Below are 15,370 nucleotides of genomic sequence, written 5' to 3'. Positions count from 1 at the left end.
GCGTTTTCGATTTCACCGGAAGAGATCGCTTAGTGCAGGATCTGGCTGAGGAAGAGCTTGGTGCGCTCATGCTGCGGATTGTCGAAGAAGGCGGCCGGTTCGTTCTGTTCGACGATCTGGCCCTGGTCCATGAAGATGACGCGGTTGGCGACCTGGCGGGCAAAGCCCATTTCATGGGTCACGCAGATCATCGTCATGCCTTCTTCGGCAAGACCAACCATGGTGTCGAGCACTTCCTTGATCATTTCCGGGTCGAGCGCCGAAGTCGGCTCGTCGAACAGCATGACGCGCGGGTTCATGCACAGCGAACGGGCAATCGCCACGCGCTGTTGCTGGCCGCCGGACAGCTGGCCCGGATATTTGTGGGCCTGCTCGGGGATCTTGACGCGCTTGAGGAAGTGCATGGCGATTTCTTCCGCCTGCTTCTTCGGCATCTTGCGAACCCAGATCGGCGCCAACGTGCAGTTTTCCAGGATCGTCAGATGCGGGAAGAGGTTGAAGTGCTGGAACACCATGCCGACCTCGCGGCGCACTTCGTCGATCTTCTTCAGGTCGTTGGTCAGTTCGATACCGTCGACGACGATCTTGCCCTTCTGGTGCTCTTCCAGCCGGTTGATGCAGCGGATCATCGTCGACTTGCCGGAGCCGGACGGGCCGGCGACGACGATGCGCTCGCCACGCATGACCTTCAGGTTAATGTCGCGCAGGACGTGAAAATCGCCGTACCACTTGTTCATGCCGACGATTTCGACGGCGACATCGGTGGACGAGACGGTCAGTTTGGATGCCAGAGCTTCACTTGTCATGAAGTTTCCCCTTTTTGTTATCGTTTGTGGCCCTTGTCGAGCTTCCGTTCAATGAAACCTGAATAGCGCGACATGCCAAAGCAGAAAAGCCAGAATGTGAAACCGGCAAAGACGAGACCGGACATCGGCGTGACAGGTGTCAGCCAGTTCGGATCGCTGAACGAGTTCTTCACGACGCCGAGCAGATCGAACATGCTGATGATCGATACCAGCGACGTGTCCTTGAACATGCCGATGAAGGTGTTGACGATGCCCGGAATGACCAACTTGATCGCCTGCGGCAGGATGATCAGGCCTGTCTTCTGGAAGTAGTTCAGACCGAGCGAATCGGCACCTTCTCCCTGGCCCTTCGGGATGGCCTGCAGGCCACCGCGAATGACTTCCGCCATATAGGCCGATGAGAAGATCGAGACGCCGACCAGCGCACGCAGGAACTTGTCGATGGAATCACCGGGCTCCATGAACAACGGCAAGAGCACGCTGGCCATGAACAGGACAGTGATCAGCGGCACACCGCGGATCAGCTCGATGAAGACGACGCAGAAGGTCTTGATGATCGGCATCTTCGAGCGGCGACCCAAGGCGAGCAGGATGCCGAAGGGAAGCGAGACGGTGATACCGATGAACGAGATGATCAGCGTCACCATCAGTCCACCCCACAGGGAGGTTTCGACATGGGGCAGCCCGAACATGCCGCCGAGCAGCAGGACGTAGCCGATGATCGGCAGGGCCACGAGCAGCAGCAGGGCGTTCAATCCCTTGCGGGGAGCCGATGGCATCAGCATCGGAATGAGCAGTGCCACGAAAAGCAAGGCCACCAGGATCGGACGCCAGGCCTCACCGCGCGGATAGGAACCGATCATGAACTGCGCGAAACGGTCACCGACATAGGCCCAGCAGGCGCCGCTCCAGCCTTCCGGATGCATGCCGCCCTGGACGACCGTGGAGCAGAAGGTACGGTCCGTGCCGGTCCATTGCGCCGATACGAACAGCCAGTCGATGAGACCAGGCAGATACCACAGGATCGCGACGATCGCGATGATCGTCATGATGCTGTTGCTGATCGAGGAAAACAGGTTCTTCCGCATCCAGCCGATCATGGTGGTGTCGTCGCGGGGCGCGGCCTCAGGAGGCAGGAAGGTGTTGCGGACGTAAGCGATGTTTTCGGTCATCTCAGCGCTCCACCAGTGCCATCTTGGCGTTGAACCAGTTCATGAACAGCGACGTCGTCAGGCTGATCGTCAGGTAGACGATCATCCAGATCGCGATAATCTCGATCGAATGGCCGCTCTGGTTGAGGATCGTGTTGCCGACCTGAACGAGGTCGGCGTAGCCGGCGGCAACCGCGAGCGATGAGTTCTTGATCAGGTTGAGATATTGGGATGTCAGCGGTGGAATGATGATGCGCAGCGCCTGCGGCAGGACGATGAGGCGCATCGAGCGCGACGGACGGATGCCCAGCGCATTCGCCGCTTCGGACTGTCCTTTCGGAACACCACGGATGCCGGCGCGGACGATTTCGGCGATGAACGACGCCGTATAGAGCGACAGAGCCAGATAAAGTGACAGGAATTCCGGGCTGATATGACCGCCGCCGCTGAGGTTGAACCGCCCGAGGACCGGATAATCGAAAGAGATCGGCGCTCCCACGACGAGGAAAACGAGAAGCGGCAGGACGACGATGAGGCCGAGCGAAACGAGGAGCACAGGTGGACGCTTGCCGGTGGACATCTGCTGTCGGTTCGCCCAGATCGAAAAGGCGATCGAGGCCACGATACCGATCGCCAGAGTGAGCCAGACAGCATTGAAGCCCGGTTCGAAGATCGGGTTGGGAAAATTGATGCCGCGGTTGCTGATGATGAAGGAGGGATCGACGACACTCGGGTCGGCAGCTTTCGCGTCTTGTACCGACTGGCGGATTTGCTTGAAATCCGGCAGGATCGCCAGAACGCCCTTGTACCAGAAGAAAATGACCAGCAGCGGCGGGATATTGCGGAAGATTTCGACATAGACCGTGCACAGACGGGCGATGAGCCAGTTGTTCGACAGGCGACCGACACCAACCAGCAGGCCGACGATGGTCGCGGTGATGATGCCGAAAAAGCCGACAAGCAGCGTATTCAGGAAGCCGACGAGCAGTGCGCGCCGGTAGGTCGAGTCCGATGTGTATTCGATCAGCGACTGGCCAAGATCGAAACCGGCACGTGCGGACAAGAAACCGAAACCGGCGGTCATGTTGGACCGGGCGAGGTTTTCGGCGGCATTGCTCCAGGCCTGATAAATCAGCCAGACAACGACCAGAACCGTCAGGACCTGAAAAAAGTAGCTCCGGTATTCCGGATTATAAAGTATCGATGATGCGCGATGGCGCTCCCCATCGCTGAGGCCCAATACTGCCATACCTATCCCCTGTTTTCTCGCCCTGTTTTTCGGGCGTTATTTTTAGAATACGGAAGGCGGCGCAAACCGCCTTCCGGGTCGTCTTTACCGATTAGCGGATCGGCGGAGCGTACTGCAGGCCGCCCTTGGTCCACAGGGCGTTCAGGCCGCGCTCGATCTTCAGGTTCGAGCCCTGGCCGACATTGCGCTCGAAGGCTTCGCCATAGTTGCCGACAGCCTTGATGATCTGGACAGCCCAATCCTTCGACAGGCCGAGGTCGGCACCGATGGTCGAGCCTTCTTCTTCACCGAGGAAGCGCTTGATGTCCGGGTTGGCGGACTTCTTCATCTCTTCGACATTGGCCTGAGTGATGCCGAATTCTTCAGCGGTCACCATGGCGTAGTGTGTGAAGGAGACGATATCGAACCACTTCGAATCGCCCTGGCGAACGGCCGGGCCGAGCGGCTCCTTCGAGATGATTTCTGGAAGGATGACGTGATCGGCCGGGTTCGACAGCGACAGGCGGATCGAATAGAGGCCCGACTGGTCGGTGGTGTAAACGTCGCAACGGCCGGCGTTGTAAGCGGCGTCGACTTCTTCCTGCTTTTCGAAGACAACCGGGTTGTACTGCAGGTTGTTGGCCTTGAAGTAGTCGGCGAGGTTCAGTTCGGTCGTCGTGCCGGTCTGTACGCAGACGGCGGCGCCGGATAGTTCGAGCGCCGATTTGACGTTGAGGTCCTTGCGGGTCATGAAGCCCTGGCCGTCGTAATAGTTGACGACGCGGAAATCGAAGCCGAGCTGCGAATCACGGCTGGCGGTCCAGGTCGTGTTACGGGCCAGCAGATCGATTTCACCGGACTGGAGAGCAGGAAAGCGGTCCTTCGCCGAAAGCGCGGTGTACTTCACCTTCGTTGCATCACCGAAAACGGCTGCAGCGATGCCCTTGCAGAGGTCGATATCGAGGCCAGCGAAATTGCCGGAAGAATCCTGCGCGCCGAAACCGGCGAGGTTTGCGTTCACGCCGCACTGCAGGAAGCCCTTGGCCTTCACATCTTCGAGAGTGCCGGCGGATGCCTGGCTGCCAATCCCCATGACGGCCGCGCCGATCAGCGCTGTCAGAATTCGTTTTGCCATTTTTAGAACCTTTTTCTGTTGTCTTTGTTCTTGTCCCGCGCCTGCTGCCTGTGTCAGCGCAAGCGCGGCCCCCGCCACCCTCCTGGCGCGAGTACCGTCTATCTCATGCTCAAAACAGCGCAGGGTCAAGACACGTTGCCGATTTTCTGAGCCGTCCTGCAATAATCGTTAACTACGCCACATGTTTAGGCAGTGTTCTTGGGACGGATGCAGTTTTCTGTTTAAAAAACGGCCAGAAGCATTGTTTTTGCGATTTATCGGTTTTGATCGGACTGGCTCTTGACCCGTTGGCGCGGCGCGCCGAAAAGTGCCGGACCATGAATTCGCATAATCGGACATTCCCATGAGTGACAAGAAAGACTTCCTCGCCGGCGCCGGCGTGAACACGCGGCTGTCGCATATCGGCAATTCCCCCTCTGACTATCATGGCTTCGTCAATCCGCCCGTCGTGCATGCCTCGACGGTGTTGTTTCCAAACGCAAAAACGATGGAAACGCGGGGGCAGAAATATTCCTACGGCACGCGCGGGACGCCGACGACCGACGCTCTCGGCGAGGCGATCGATGCGCTGGAAGGATCGGCAGGAACCATCCTCGTGCCCTCGGGTCTTGCCGCCGTCACCGTGCCGTTCCTGGCCTTCCTGTCGGCGGGCGATCACGCCCTGATCGTCGATTCCGTCTATTTCCCGACCCGGCATTTCTGCGACACGATGTTGAAGCGGCTGGGCGTCACCGTCGAATATTACGATCCGATGATCGGGGCAGGTATTGAGAGCCTGATCAAGCCGAACACCAGGCTGGTGCACACGGAAGCGCCGGGGTCCAACACGTTCGAAATGCAGGATATTCGGGCGATTTCGACCGTTGCCCATCGCCACGGCTGTGTGGTGACGATGGACAATACCTGGGCGACCCCGCTCTATTTCAAGCCGCTGGATCACGGTGTCGATATCTCAATTCACGCCGCGACCAAATATCCGTCCGGACATTCCGATATTCTGATGGGCACTGTCTCCGCCAATGCCAAGCATTGGGAGCAGTTGCACGAGGCCAATATCGCGCTCGGCATCTGCGGCGCGCCCGACGACAGCTACCAGATCCTGCGGGGCCTGCGCACGATGGGCGTTCGGCTCGAGCGGCATCAGGAAAGTACGCTGAACATTGCCCGCTGGCTGGAAGAGCGCGATGATGTTGCGCGCGTTCTGCATCCGGCTTTGCCGAGTTTTCCGGGACATGATTTGTGGAAGCGGGATTTTAGCGGCTCCAGCGGCATTTTCTCCTTCGTCCTCAAGGTGGATAGTCCTGAGCAGTTCAAACCGAAGGCGCATGCCTTCCTCGATGCCCTGTCGATCTTCGGTCTCGGCTGGTCATGGGGTGGTTATGAGAGCCTCGCCGTCCATGTCGGGCTTTCCGACCGCCGCATCTGCAAGGCGCCGACGGAAGGGCCGGTGATCCGGCTTCAGATCGGTCTGGAGGACGTGGCCGACCTGCGCCAGGATATCGAGGCCGGTTTTGCGGCCGCGCGGGCGCTTTGACGGCTGTCGCTCAGTCCTGCGGCTCATAGCCGTAGAGCCAATCGAAATCGGCGGCCAAGCGTTCCGGCCGCCGCAGTGACAGCACGAGATCGCGGCCGAGCCTGACCGGGCCCCGCGCGTGGTAGGCAAAACGGTTGAAATTTCCGCGCGCGCGAACCTTCCCGATCCGCGCCTTACGGTGGGCCACATACGCTGCAAGCGGCAGGTCTCTGGAGATGAAGGAGGCAAGCTCGAAAGCATCCTCGATTGCCATCGCCGCGCCTTGGGCGGCGAACGGCATCATCGCATGGGCCGCGTCGCCAATCAGAATGATATCATCGCCTTGGTTCCAGCCGCCGTCGGTAACTTGGTAGAGTGGCCAGAGGGTCGGTGCTTCTGCCTTGCCGAGCGCCTCGATGATTTGCGGATGCCAGCCGCGAAAAGCAGCGATGCAATCGTCTCGCGTGCCTTCGGGCGCCGGCGAGACATCCCGCACTTCGCCAGTGCTGCGGCCGCTTGCAATCGCAACAATATTGAAGTTGCGCGTCCGCTGCAGCGGATAGGCGACAAGGTGGGCGCCGCCGCCGAGAAAGGCGGTCACCTTGGTGAAATCAAGGGCAGGGGGAGCCAGCGCCTCCCCTAAGGTAAAGCGCCAGGCAACATTGCCGGAAAATATTGCTTTGCCAGCACCTTGGACCTCATTGCGCAGGCGTGACCAGACGCCGTCGGCACCGACGACAAGTCTCGGTTTCGCGCCGAGCAGGCCAGAGATGGCTTCGCGTGCACCGCCTTCGATCCTGATACCAAGATGCACGCGGCAGAGTGGATTGGCTTCGACCGCATCGAGAAGAATCTTTTGAAGATCGGCCCGGTGCAGGACGCCGTAGGGCGCATTCCAGCGATCGCGCGCAAATTTGCCCGACGGCACGGAAGCGACCGTGCGTAGCGAAGCGCCATCAACGAGATTGACCGATGTCGGCTCGCTCCAAACCTGCTCAAGCCTTGATGCCAGCTCGAGCCGGTCGAGAATACGCGTCGCGTTGGGAGACAGTTGCAGACCGGCGCCGACCTCTGTCAGTGCCGGGCGCTGGTCGACGATATCGACGGCTATGCCCTTGCACGCGAAACTCAGGGCAGCCGTCAGTCCGGCGATCCCGGCTCCAACAATCGCGACCGGCCCGCTTTGCGTCATGATCGTACGTTTCGCCGGATGCGCTCAGGCAGCCTTGGTGTTGAAAGTGCAGCCATCAGGCACTGTCTGGTCGGCATGAAGCTTGGCATTGTAGCGGTAGAGTGTCGAGCAATAGGAACAGACCTTCTCGTTATCGTCGCCCATGTCGATATAGATATGCGGGTGGTCGTAGGGCACGGACGCGCCGGTGCACATGAATTCCTTCACGCCGATCTCGATCACCGCGTGACCGCCGTCGTTCTGGAAATGAGGAATACCGTGACCGGCCATATGCTGCTCCACTTGCGTCGTCTGAAAGAAGGTCGAATTCGGCGGCACCATAGAAAGTTTTGCGTCAAAAGTGTAGCTGCAAAGATGCCGCGCCCCCGCGTTTTTTGGCGCTGCGGGGTTTTCGTCGCAGGGCAGGTGTCTTAGGTTCTGCGCAAAACAGGACTGCTCGCCATGAATCTGAACCCGCCCTCTTTTTCCACCTTCCGCCATGATGGGCTGGATATCGCCTATTTCGATGAGGGGGACCCGTCCGGTGAGCCCATTCTCCTGATCCATGGCTTCGCCTCCAGCGCCAATGTCAATTGGGTCTATCCGGGCTGGTTGAAGACGCTGGGCGACGCCGGTTACCGTGTCATCGCGCTCGACAATCCCGGACATGGCGCCAGCAGCAAGCCGCATGACCCGCAGTTCTATTATATCCGGCGGATGGCGGCCAATGCGGTCGCATTGCTCGATCACCTCGGCATACCCGATACCCATCTCATGGGTTATTCGATGGGCGCGCGCATTTCGACCTATCTGACGCTCAAATATCCCGACAGGGTTCGCTCCCTCATTCTGGGTGGGCTTGGTATCGGTCTTGTCACCGGGGTCGGGGACTGGGATCCGATCGCCGATGCCCTGCTGGCGCCATCGCTGGATGTTGTGACGGATGCGCGCGGTCGCATGTTCCGCGCCTTTGCCGACCAGACAAAAAGCGACAGGCTGGCGCTTGCGGCCTGCATACAGACATCCCGTGACCTGATCTCGGCGGAAGACATCGCGAAGATCGATGTTCCCGTCTTGATCGGCGTCGGCACGAAGGACGATATTGCCGGTTCCGGCCAGGAACTGGCGGTGCTTATTCCGAATGCGATCGCGCTGGATATACCCGGCCGCGACCACATGCTGGCGGTCGGCGATAGGGTGTTCAAGAAGGCCGCCCTGGACTTCCTTGCCGGGATTGGGCACCCCTGAGATGATCAAGGGCACATTGTGTCATTTCAGCCGGGGCCATTTATATCCGGCGCGATTTGCCCTATAAGCTGACAGACCGATGAAGACGAAGGAGAGCGGCAATGGTCGCCAGGACTGATCTACGCCCGACCGAGACCGTGAAGACCATGGACCCGATCTGGGACAGTCTGCAGGAGGAGGCCCGGATCGCGGCCCAGCAGGATCCGTTGCTGGCGGCGTTTCTCTATTCGACCATCATCAACCAGCGCTCGTTGGAAGACAGCGTCATCTACCGCATCTGCGAACGTCTCGATCATCCCGATCTTCAGGCAAACCTGCTGCGCCAGACCTTCTCCGAAATGCTGGAGGACTGGCCGGAATGGGGTTCGATCCTGCGCGTCGATATCCAGGCGGTTTATGACCGTGACCCCGCTTGCACCCGTTTTCTTGAGGCGATCCTTTATTTCAAGGGTTTCCATGCGATCCAGACGCATCGTTTGGCACATTGGCTGCTGAATCGTGGCCGCCGCGATTTTGCGCTCTATCTGCAAAGCCGCTCGTCATCCGTCTTCCAGACCGACATCAATCCGGCGGCGCGGGTGGGGAAGGGCATTTTCCTTGATCACGCGACCGGTCTCGTCGTCGGCGAAACCGCCGTGATCGGCGATAACGTCTCCATCCTGCATGGCGTCACCCTCGGTGGTACCGGCAAGGAAGGCAGCGACCGTCACCCGAAGATCGGCAACGGTGTTCTCATCGGCGCCGGTGCAAAGATCCTCGGCAACATCCATATCGGTCATTGCTCGCGCGTCGCGGCTGGTTCCGTCGTGCTCAAGGAGGTGCCGCCGAAGACCACCGTTGCCGGCGTTCCCGCGCGCGTCGTGGGCGAGGCCGGGTGCTCCGAACCGTCCCGCTCCATGGATCAACTGCTCGTTTCCTTCGAAATCTGATCGTCCATCGCCGGCTGGCGGCGGACAGGGGTTTACACCGATTGAAGCTCTGTGCGAGAAGCGGCGCAAATCAAACCGCTATGGAGAAATGACTTGAAGCCCGAAGAAATCAAAAAGCTGGAAGCCTATTTCAAGCGCACGTTCAATCAGTCTATGATCGTCAAGGCGCGGCCGAAGAAGGACGAATCCGCCGAGGTTTACCTGGGCGACGAGTTTCTCGGCGTCGTTTTCCGCGACGAGGAAGATGGTGAACTCTCCTACAACTTTTCGATGGCTATTCTCGATATCGACCTTTAATTGCTTGTAAAGGTTGCGTGGTGATTTGAACCCGGTTCTGGCTTGCCAGGCCGGGTTTTTGCATAAAGTCATACTTTTGGTTTATTTTTCGGTTAAAAGTCGGCAATTTTCGTCCAGCCTTCATCAAGACGTTGCAATCATAGGGTTTTATTGCGGTGCACGTGTATATTGACTTTATTGTGCGGTGCACATAAATTGTCACAATCGTGGGCCATCAAAAAAAGGAGCACCCTGATGTTCAATTTCGAAGATGCGAACAAGAAGAACAAAGAAAACATCGACACGCTGCTGAAGAGTTACGCAGCGCTGACGAAGGCCTTCCAGGCGATCGCCACCGAAGCCGCCGACTACTCGAAGAAGGCATTCGAGGACAGCGTCGCGCACATCGAAAAGATCAGCTCGGTGAAGAGTGTCGAAGCCGCCTTCGAGCTGCAGACGAACTACGTCAAGTCCGCTTATGAGGGCTACGTTGCAGAGGCGACGAAGCTCGGCGAAATGTATGCCGACCTCGCCAAGGACACCTACAAGCCATACGAAGCCCCGGTTGCCAAGGCGACCGCCGCCGTCAAGGCTGCCGCTGCCGCCTGATATTGCCATCAGGCAATTCCGAATTTCTGAGAAACCGGTCGCGACCCTCCGCGGCCGGTTTTTCTTTGTTGGCACTCGGAAATGCCCCAAGAAAGTTGGTCACTCTCGCACCAGATCATGCAAATATGATTGCAGTGCAGAAGAACAGCCTTAAAATCCGAAAAAGAACCACTAGATTATGTGTCACGAACAGGCCGGGATTGTCGCCGAGGCATTTGCGGCTCGACAAGGGAATGAAGTAGAATGATCGCCATGCCGGTCCGGATGCAAAATGACAGCGACGGGGATGGTTCGAATACCAACCGCGGCACGTCTGTCATTACGCGGACAAAGCCGAAGACCAAGAAGCCGAGCCTGTACCGCGTTCTGCTTTTGAATGATGACTACACGCCAATGGAATTCGTGATCCACATCCTGGAGCGCTTTTTCCAGAAGGATCGCGAAGCGGCAACACTGATCATGCTGCATGTTCACAATCACGGCGTGGGGGAATGCGGCGTCTTCACCTACGAAGTTGCCGAAACCAAAGTGACGCAGGTGATGGATTTCGCGCGCGAACACCAGCATCCGCTGCAATGCGTCATGGAAAAGAAATGAGGAACTGACGTGCCAACATTTTCAACAAGTCTTGAAAAAGCCCTGCACCAGGCCCTGACGCTGGCCAATGAGCGCCATCATGAATACGCGACCCTGGAGCATCTGCTGCTGGCATTGATCGATGATGCCGACGCGGCGGCCGTCATGGGCGCGTGCAACGTCAATCTCGATACGCTGCGCAAGACGGTGTCCGATTACGTCGACAACGAACTCGGCAACCTGGTGACGGGTTACGACGAGGATTCAAAGCCGACGGCCGGATTCCAGCGCGTCATCCAGCGCGCGGTTATCCACGTACAGTCATCCGGACGCGAAGAAGTGACCGGCGCCAACGTGCTCGTCGCGATCTTTGCCGAGCGCGAAAGCCACGCGGCCTATTTCCTGCAGGAGCAGGAGATGACGCGTTACGACGCCGTCAATTTCATCTCGCACGGGATCGGCAAGCGGCCGGGTGCATCGGAGGCGCGTCCACCACGTGGCGCCGACGAGCCTGAATCCGAGCAGAAGGCCTCGCGCGGCGAGCAGGAGGAGGGCGGTCCTAAGAAGCAGCAGGACGCGCTGACCGCCTATTGCGTCAACCTCAACGAGAAGGCCAAGGTCGGCAAGATCGATCCGCTGATCGGCCGTCATGCCGAGGTGAACCGCACCATCCAGATCCTGTGCCGCCGTTCGAAGAACAACCCGCTCTATGTGGGCGACCCCGGCGTGGGCAAGACGGCGATCGCCGAAGGTCTGGCAAAGCGCATCGTCGAGAAGCGCGTGCCGGAAGCCTTGCAGGATGCGACCATCTTCTCGCTGGACATGGGCACGCTGCTCGCCGGCACCCGCTATCGAGGTGACTTCGAAGAGCGCCTGAAGCAGGTGGTCAAGGAACTCGAGGAGTTCCCGGGCGCCGTGTTGTTCATCGACGAGATCCATACGGTGATCGGCGCTGGTGCGACCTCCGGTGGCGCGATGGATGCGTCCAACCTGTTGAAGCCGGCGCTGTCGTCCGGTTCGATCCGTTGCATCGGTTCGACCACCTACAAGGAATATCGCCAGTTCTTTGAGAAGGATCGCGCGCTCGTGCGCCGGTTCCAGAAGATCGACGTCAGCGAACCGACCATCGATGACGCCATCGAGATCATGAAGGGGCTGAAGCCCTACTTCGAGGACTATCACAAGCTGAAATACTCGAACGAGGCGATCAAGTCGGCTGTCGAGCTTTCGGCGCGCTACATCAACGACCGCAAGCTGCCGGACAAGGCGATCGACGTGATCGACGAAACCGGTGCGGCCCAGATGTTGCTGCCCGTCGGCAAGCGCCGCAAGCTGATCACCGAGAAAGAGATCGAAGCGACGATCGCGACGATGGCCCGGATTCCGCCGAAGACCGTGTCCAAGGACGACGAGACCGTTCTCGCCAACCTGGAAAAGGAACTGCGGTCGGTCGTCTACGGTCAGGATCTGGCGATTGAGGCTTTGTCCTCAGCGATCAAGCTGGCGCGTGCCGGCCTGCGCGAACCGAACAAGCCGATCGGCTCCTATGTCTTCTCTGGCCCGACCGGCGTCGGCAAGACCGAAGTTGCCAAGCAGTTGGCATCGTCTCTCGGCGTCGAACTACTGCGCTTCGACATGTCGGAATATATGGAACGCCACACGGTCTCGCGGCTGCTTGGCGCACCTCCCGGCTATGTCGGTTTCGACCAGGGTGGTCTCCTGACCGATGGTGTCGATCAGCATCCGCATTGCGTGCTGCTGCTCGACGAAATCGAGAAGGCGCATCCGGACCTGTTCAACATCCTGCTGCAGGTCATGGATCATGGCTCGCTGACGGATCACAACGGCAAGAAGATCGACTTCCGCAACGTCATCCTGATCATGACGACCAATGCGGGCGCTTCGGAAATGGCCAAGGCTGCGTTCGGCTTCGGTTCGTCCAAGCGCGAAGGCGAGGATGTCGAGGCACTGAACCGTCTGTTCACGCCGGAATTCCGCAACCGTCTGGATGCAGTCATCCCGTTTGCCTCGCTGCCGACGCCGGTGATCCATCAGGTCGTGCAGAAGTTCGTCATGCAGTTGGAAACGCAGCTTGCCGAGCGCAATGTGACCTTCGACCTGCAGCCGGAAGCCATCGCCTGGCTGGCCGACAAGGGTTACGATGAAAAGATGGGTGCGCGGCCGCTGGCACGCGTCATCCAGGAAAACATCAAGAAGCCGCTTGCCGACGAAATCCTCTTCGGCAAGCTGAAGAAGGGTGGCGTCGTCAAGGTGACGGTCGGCGATAAGCCGGATGGTGGAAAGGGCCTGTTCCTCGACTACGTTCCGGAAACGGCCAAGATCAAGCCGAAGGCCGAGGTCGTCGCGCCGGTGAAGAAGGCGTCCAAGGCTGTAAAGCCGAAGGACCTGGAAACCGTCGGTGCGGAGCCGGAGGGCCGGGCGAAGCCGAAGAAGGCTTCAAAGGCCGCCGCCGTGACCGAAGAGCCGGTCGCGAAGGCGGCCGAACCGCCCCGCAAGGGCAGCACGGTGCCAAAGGTGCCGCGCAAGAAGTAGAGACGTGCAGATCAGAGACAGTGCCGGGCGGAATGGCCCGGCACTGTTTTTTTATGACATGAAGCAGCGGACGGTGTGATGGACGAGGGTGCGACGAGCGGCTCGGGGCGGGACTGGTTCCTTGTCGGCATGAGGGGCATTTTCAGCCTGCCGGCCATGATCCTGATGCTGTCCTTCGTCGGCTTCTGCGCCTTCACGGCCCAGGCGGGCTTTCCCGTCGAACAGGTGGTGTTCATGACCGGCGTGGTCTGGGCGCTGCCCGCCAAGGTCATCCTCGTTAGTTCGATCCTCGGCGGCGCCAATGTGCTGACGGCCTTTATCGCCGTCACTCTTTCCTCCATCCGTCTGATGCCGATGGTGGCAGCGCTCGTTCCGGAGATCCGTACGCAGAAGACGCCAACCTGGCTGCTGCTGTTCCTGTCGCATTTCGTCGCGATCACCGCTTGGGTCTTTGCCATGGAGCGGGTGCAAACGGTGCCGAGGGAGCATCGGATCGCGTTTTTCGCCGGCTTCGGCATCACGCTGGTTCTGGCCAATATGCTGCTGGTGGCCGTTGTCTACCAGTTCGTCGCCGAGTTTCCACCGCTGGTTTCCGGCTGCCTGTTCTTCCTGACACCGGTCTATTTCCTGGCGTCGATCTGGAGTTCCGCGCGCCATCCGGTCATCTACGTGGCGCTGGTCATCGGGCTGGTTGCAGGGCCGGTCTTCTTCTGGATTGCCCCGGAGTTCGATATTCTCCTCGCAGGCCTTGTCGGTGGAACGCTTGCCTGGCTTGCGGAGCGCGAATGGCGTGGCCGCAGGGAGGTCCGGCCATGACTGTGCTGGAAGGCTGGTGGGCTTATGTCTTCATCGCAATCGCCGGCTGGCTTGCCACCGACCTCTGGCGCTGGCTCGGTGTCTTGGCCGGCAATCGGTTGCGTGAAGATTCCGAGGCGCTGAACTGGGTGAGGGCGGTCGCGACGGCCCTGGTTGCCGCTGTCATCGCCAAGCTGATCCTGTATCCGACGGGCGTTCTGGAACATTCGCCGCTCTGGTTGCGGCTGGGCGCGGTCGGTCTCGGGGCGCTTGCCTTCTTCATCGGTGGCCGAAAGCCGGCGATCGGTATTGCCACGGCAATCGCCGTGCTGGCGATTGGCCTATGGGCATTGGGATTTTAAGAAACGCTCGGAGAATACAACTGCGCTTAGGCGAATCTTAAACGCCATGGAGTATGTGTTGCCTGATTTCGAAGGAGCAGCACATGCGCTTTTTGCCTGGAGAGTGGTTCGTCGTCAGGATTCTTTTGGCGCTGGCTGTATTGGATGCCGTGCTGCTCTATTCAAAGAATATAGGGGTTGATGCTGCCGGCTATGCCGGCATCGTTGCGGTCGGACTGTTTCTGGTTGCGACGGGCCAATATTATCGCGTCGTTCGGAATGAACGCCGCTTGGCACTCGCTCTGGTCGCAGCCGGATTGTTTGTGCTGTTCACCATTTTTGGCTCGATATTCAACTACATGTTCCTTCCCAATACCTTTGCGCCGATCGATGATTTTCTGATGCAGATCGATGACGCCATGGGATATCATTGGCCCACATTATTGATCTGGGTATCGCACTATCCTTGGTTCGGGACGGTTCTGTACCAGGTATATTTCACGTCTCTTCCGCAGCTCTTGGTCATCATTCTGGTGCTGGGCTTCATGGGGCAGGCGCAGCAATTGCACCGCTTTCTGCTGACTGGGGTCATTGGTGCCCTTATGGCGATTGTGATCTGGGCGCTGTTTCCCAATTTCGGGGCCAAAAGCTTCCACGATCTACCGCAGTCGGTTCTGGATGCATTTCCGATCGCGGTCACCCCGGCCTATGGTGACGCACTGCTGGCCCTAAGCCGCGATGGTGTGGATTACCTCTCTCCCAAGAACGTTCTTGGTTTGATCGGCTTTCCGTCGTTCCATACGGTCATGGCATGCATGTCCGTCTGTTTTGTTCCACGCCATCGCGTTTTGATGCCGGTAATTTTCTGCCTCAATGCCTTCATGGCGTTGGCCATCCTCGTCCAAGGAGGGCATCATCTGATTGACATGATCGGAGGCGTCGGCGTGTTCATGATAGCCTACGCGCTGTCAGGCGTGACAATGCGCAGGTTGAACAGTGCCTATCAAAAGATCGGTGAACCGCAGGCTGTTTGAGCGCT

16 protein-coding genes are annotated in these 15,370 nt (G+C 58.9%); 10 read left to right on the top strand and 6 right to left on the bottom strand.

Annotated elements, in window-relative coordinates; genetic code table 11:
• Positions 1 to 29: 29 nt before the first annotated feature.
• From ASG68_RS22790 to ASG68_RS22775, 4 genes are all read right to left on the bottom strand, one after another.
• Positions 30 to 806, bottom strand: a complete 777-nt coding sequence (locus tag ASG68_RS22790; RefSeq protein ID WP_062585572.1) for an amino acid ABC transporter ATP-binding protein — start codon at positions 804 to 806, stop codon at positions 30 to 32.
• 17 nt (positions 807 to 823) lie between these two features.
• Positions 824 to 1,978 (bottom strand): amino acid ABC transporter permease, encoded by a 1,155-nt coding sequence (locus ASG68_RS22785; RefSeq protein WP_062585574.1) that lies wholly within the window; start codon positions 1,976 to 1,978, stop codon positions 824 to 826.
• 1 nt (position 1,979) lies between these two features.
• On the bottom strand, positions 1,980 to 3,206 hold the full coding sequence (locus tag ASG68_RS22780) for an amino acid ABC transporter permease (protein ID WP_062602156.1): 1,227 nt from the start codon (positions 3,204 to 3,206) through the stop codon (positions 1,980 to 1,982).
• Positions 3,207 to 3,297: 91 nt separating this feature from the next.
• A complete protein-coding gene (locus ASG68_RS22775; protein WP_062585578.1) occupies positions 3,298 to 4,320 on the bottom strand; it encodes an amino acid ABC transporter substrate-binding protein in 1,023 nt (340 codons plus the stop codon).
• Between the two features lie 343 nt (positions 4,321 to 4,663).
• Between ASG68_RS22775 and ASG68_RS22770 the strand changes: the two genes are divergently transcribed.
• Positions 4,664 to 5,854: a cystathionine beta-lyase gene (locus ASG68_RS22770; RefSeq protein WP_062585580.1), complete on the top strand. Its 1,191-nt coding sequence runs from the start codon at positions 4,664 to 4,666 to the stop codon at positions 5,852 to 5,854.
• 10 nt (positions 5,855 to 5,864) lie between these two features.
• Here ASG68_RS22770 and ASG68_RS22765 read toward each other — a convergent pair whose 3' ends face one another.
• Positions 5,865 to 7,025, bottom strand: a complete 1,161-nt coding sequence (locus tag ASG68_RS22765) for an FAD-dependent monooxygenase (protein ID WP_062585582.1) — start codon at positions 7,023 to 7,025, stop codon at positions 5,865 to 5,867.
• A 24-nt stretch (positions 7,026 to 7,049) separates the two neighbouring features.
• Complete coding sequence (locus ASG68_RS22760; RefSeq protein WP_062585847.1) at positions 7,050 to 7,295, bottom strand: zinc-finger domain-containing protein; 246 nt, start codon at positions 7,293 to 7,295, stop codon at positions 7,050 to 7,052.
• A 171-nt stretch (positions 7,296 to 7,466) separates the two neighbouring features.
• Here ASG68_RS22760 and ASG68_RS22755 point away from each other — a divergent pair, with 171 nt between their 5' ends.
• From ASG68_RS22755 to ASG68_RS22715, 9 genes are all read left to right on the top strand, one after another.
• The gene (locus tag ASG68_RS22755) at positions 7,467 to 8,252 is read left to right on the top strand and encodes an alpha/beta fold hydrolase (protein ID WP_062585584.1); all 786 of its coding nucleotides are present in this window, start codon (positions 7,467 to 7,469) and stop codon (positions 8,250 to 8,252) included.
• Between the two features lie 101 nt (positions 8,253 to 8,353).
• Complete coding sequence (gene cysE, locus ASG68_RS22750; protein ID WP_062585586.1) at positions 8,354 to 9,181, top strand: serine O-acetyltransferase; 828 nt, start codon at positions 8,354 to 8,356, stop codon at positions 9,179 to 9,181.
• Positions 9,182 to 9,274: 93 nt separating this feature from the next.
• Positions 9,275 to 9,478: a DUF3126 family protein gene (locus ASG68_RS22745; RefSeq protein ID WP_062585589.1), complete on the top strand. Its 204-nt coding sequence runs from the start codon at positions 9,275 to 9,277 to the stop codon at positions 9,476 to 9,478.
• Between the two features lie 234 nt (positions 9,479 to 9,712).
• Positions 9,713 to 10,066 carry a phasin family protein gene (locus tag ASG68_RS22740; RefSeq protein ID WP_062585591.1) on the top strand — a complete coding sequence of 118 codons (354 nt, stop codon included), beginning with the start codon at positions 9,713 to 9,715 and terminating at the stop codon, positions 10,064 to 10,066.
• 243 nt (positions 10,067 to 10,309) lie between these two features.
• Positions 10,310 to 10,663 carry an ATP-dependent Clp protease adapter ClpS gene (gene clpS / locus ASG68_RS22735; protein WP_062585593.1) on the top strand — a complete coding sequence of 118 codons (354 nt, stop codon included), beginning with the start codon at positions 10,310 to 10,312 and terminating at the stop codon, positions 10,661 to 10,663.
• Between the two features lie 9 nt (positions 10,664 to 10,672).
• Positions 10,673 to 13,195, top strand: a complete 2,523-nt coding sequence (gene clpA, locus ASG68_RS22730) for an ATP-dependent Clp protease ATP-binding subunit ClpA (protein WP_062585596.1) — start codon at positions 10,673 to 10,675, stop codon at positions 13,193 to 13,195.
• Between the two features lie 78 nt (positions 13,196 to 13,273).
• Positions 13,274 to 14,011, top strand: a complete 738-nt coding sequence (locus ASG68_RS22725) for an AzlC family ABC transporter permease (protein WP_062585598.1) — start codon at positions 13,274 to 13,276, stop codon at positions 14,009 to 14,011.
• Positions 14,008 to 14,352 carry an AzlD domain-containing protein gene (locus ASG68_RS22720; RefSeq protein WP_162243551.1) on the top strand — a complete coding sequence of 115 codons (345 nt, stop codon included), beginning with the start codon at positions 14,008 to 14,010 and terminating at the stop codon, positions 14,350 to 14,352. The genes ASG68_RS22725 and ASG68_RS22720 overlap by 4 nt, the downstream gene beginning before the upstream one ends.
• A gap of 83 nt (positions 14,353 to 14,435) precedes the next feature.
• Entirely contained in the window at positions 14,436 to 15,365 is a 930-nt protein-coding gene (locus ASG68_RS22715; protein WP_062585603.1) for a phosphatase PAP2 family protein, read from the top strand.
• The last annotated feature ends 5 nt before the right edge of the window (positions 15,366 to 15,370 follow it).

The sequence above is a fragment of the Rhizobium sp. Leaf453 genome (genome assembly GCF_001425605.1).
In the GTDB taxonomy this organism is placed as follows: Bacteria; Pseudomonadota; Alphaproteobacteria; order Rhizobiales; family Rhizobiaceae; genus Pararhizobium.
Note: the sequence above shows the minus strand (reverse complement) of the source record. Positions and strands in the feature narration are given on the sequence as shown.

Excerpts from the sequence above, each read along its gene's own strand:
- ASG68_RS22790 (WP_062585572.1), bottom strand. The coding sequence starts at position 806 with ATGACAAGTGAAGCTCTGGCATCCAAACTGACCGTCTCGTCCACCGAT.
- ASG68_RS22785 (WP_062585574.1), bottom strand. The coding sequence starts at position 1,978 with ATGACCGAAAACATCGCTTACGTCCGCAACACCTTCCTGCCTCCTGAG.
- ASG68_RS22780 (WP_062602156.1), bottom strand. The coding sequence starts at position 3,206 with ATGGCAGTATTGGGCCTCAGCGATGGGGAGCGCCATCGCGCATCATCG.
- ASG68_RS22775 (WP_062585578.1), bottom strand. The coding sequence starts at position 4,320 with ATGGCAAAACGAATTCTGACAGCGCTGATCGGCGCGGCCGTCATGGGG.
- ASG68_RS22770 (WP_062585580.1), top strand. The coding sequence starts at position 4,664 with ATGAGTGACAAGAAAGACTTCCTCGCCGGCGCCGGCGTGAACACGCGG.
- ASG68_RS22765 (WP_062585582.1), bottom strand. The coding sequence starts at position 7,025 with ATGACGCAAAGCGGGCCGGTCGCGATTGTTGGAGCCGGGATCGCCGGA.
- ASG68_RS22760 (WP_062585847.1), bottom strand. The coding sequence starts at position 7,295 with ATGGCCGGTCACGGTATTCCTCATTTCCAGAACGACGGCGGTCACGCG.
- ASG68_RS22755 (WP_062585584.1), top strand. The coding sequence starts at position 7,467 with ATGAATCTGAACCCGCCCTCTTTTTCCACCTTCCGCCATGATGGGCTG.
- cysE (WP_062585586.1), top strand. The coding sequence starts at position 8,354 with ATGGTCGCCAGGACTGATCTACGCCCGACCGAGACCGTGAAGACCATG.
- ASG68_RS22740 (WP_062585591.1), top strand. The coding sequence starts at position 9,713 with ATGTTCAATTTCGAAGATGCGAACAAGAAGAACAAAGAAAACATCGAC.
- clpS (WP_062585593.1), top strand. The coding sequence starts at position 10,310 with ATGATCGCCATGCCGGTCCGGATGCAAAATGACAGCGACGGGGATGGT.
- ASG68_RS22725 (WP_062585598.1), top strand. The coding sequence starts at position 13,274 with ATGGACGAGGGTGCGACGAGCGGCTCGGGGCGGGACTGGTTCCTTGTC.
- ASG68_RS22720 (WP_162243551.1), top strand. The coding sequence starts at position 14,008 with ATGACTGTGCTGGAAGGCTGGTGGGCTTATGTCTTCATCGCAATCGCC.
- ASG68_RS22715 (WP_062585603.1), top strand. The coding sequence starts at position 14,436 with ATGCGCTTTTTGCCTGGAGAGTGGTTCGTCGTCAGGATTCTTTTGGCG.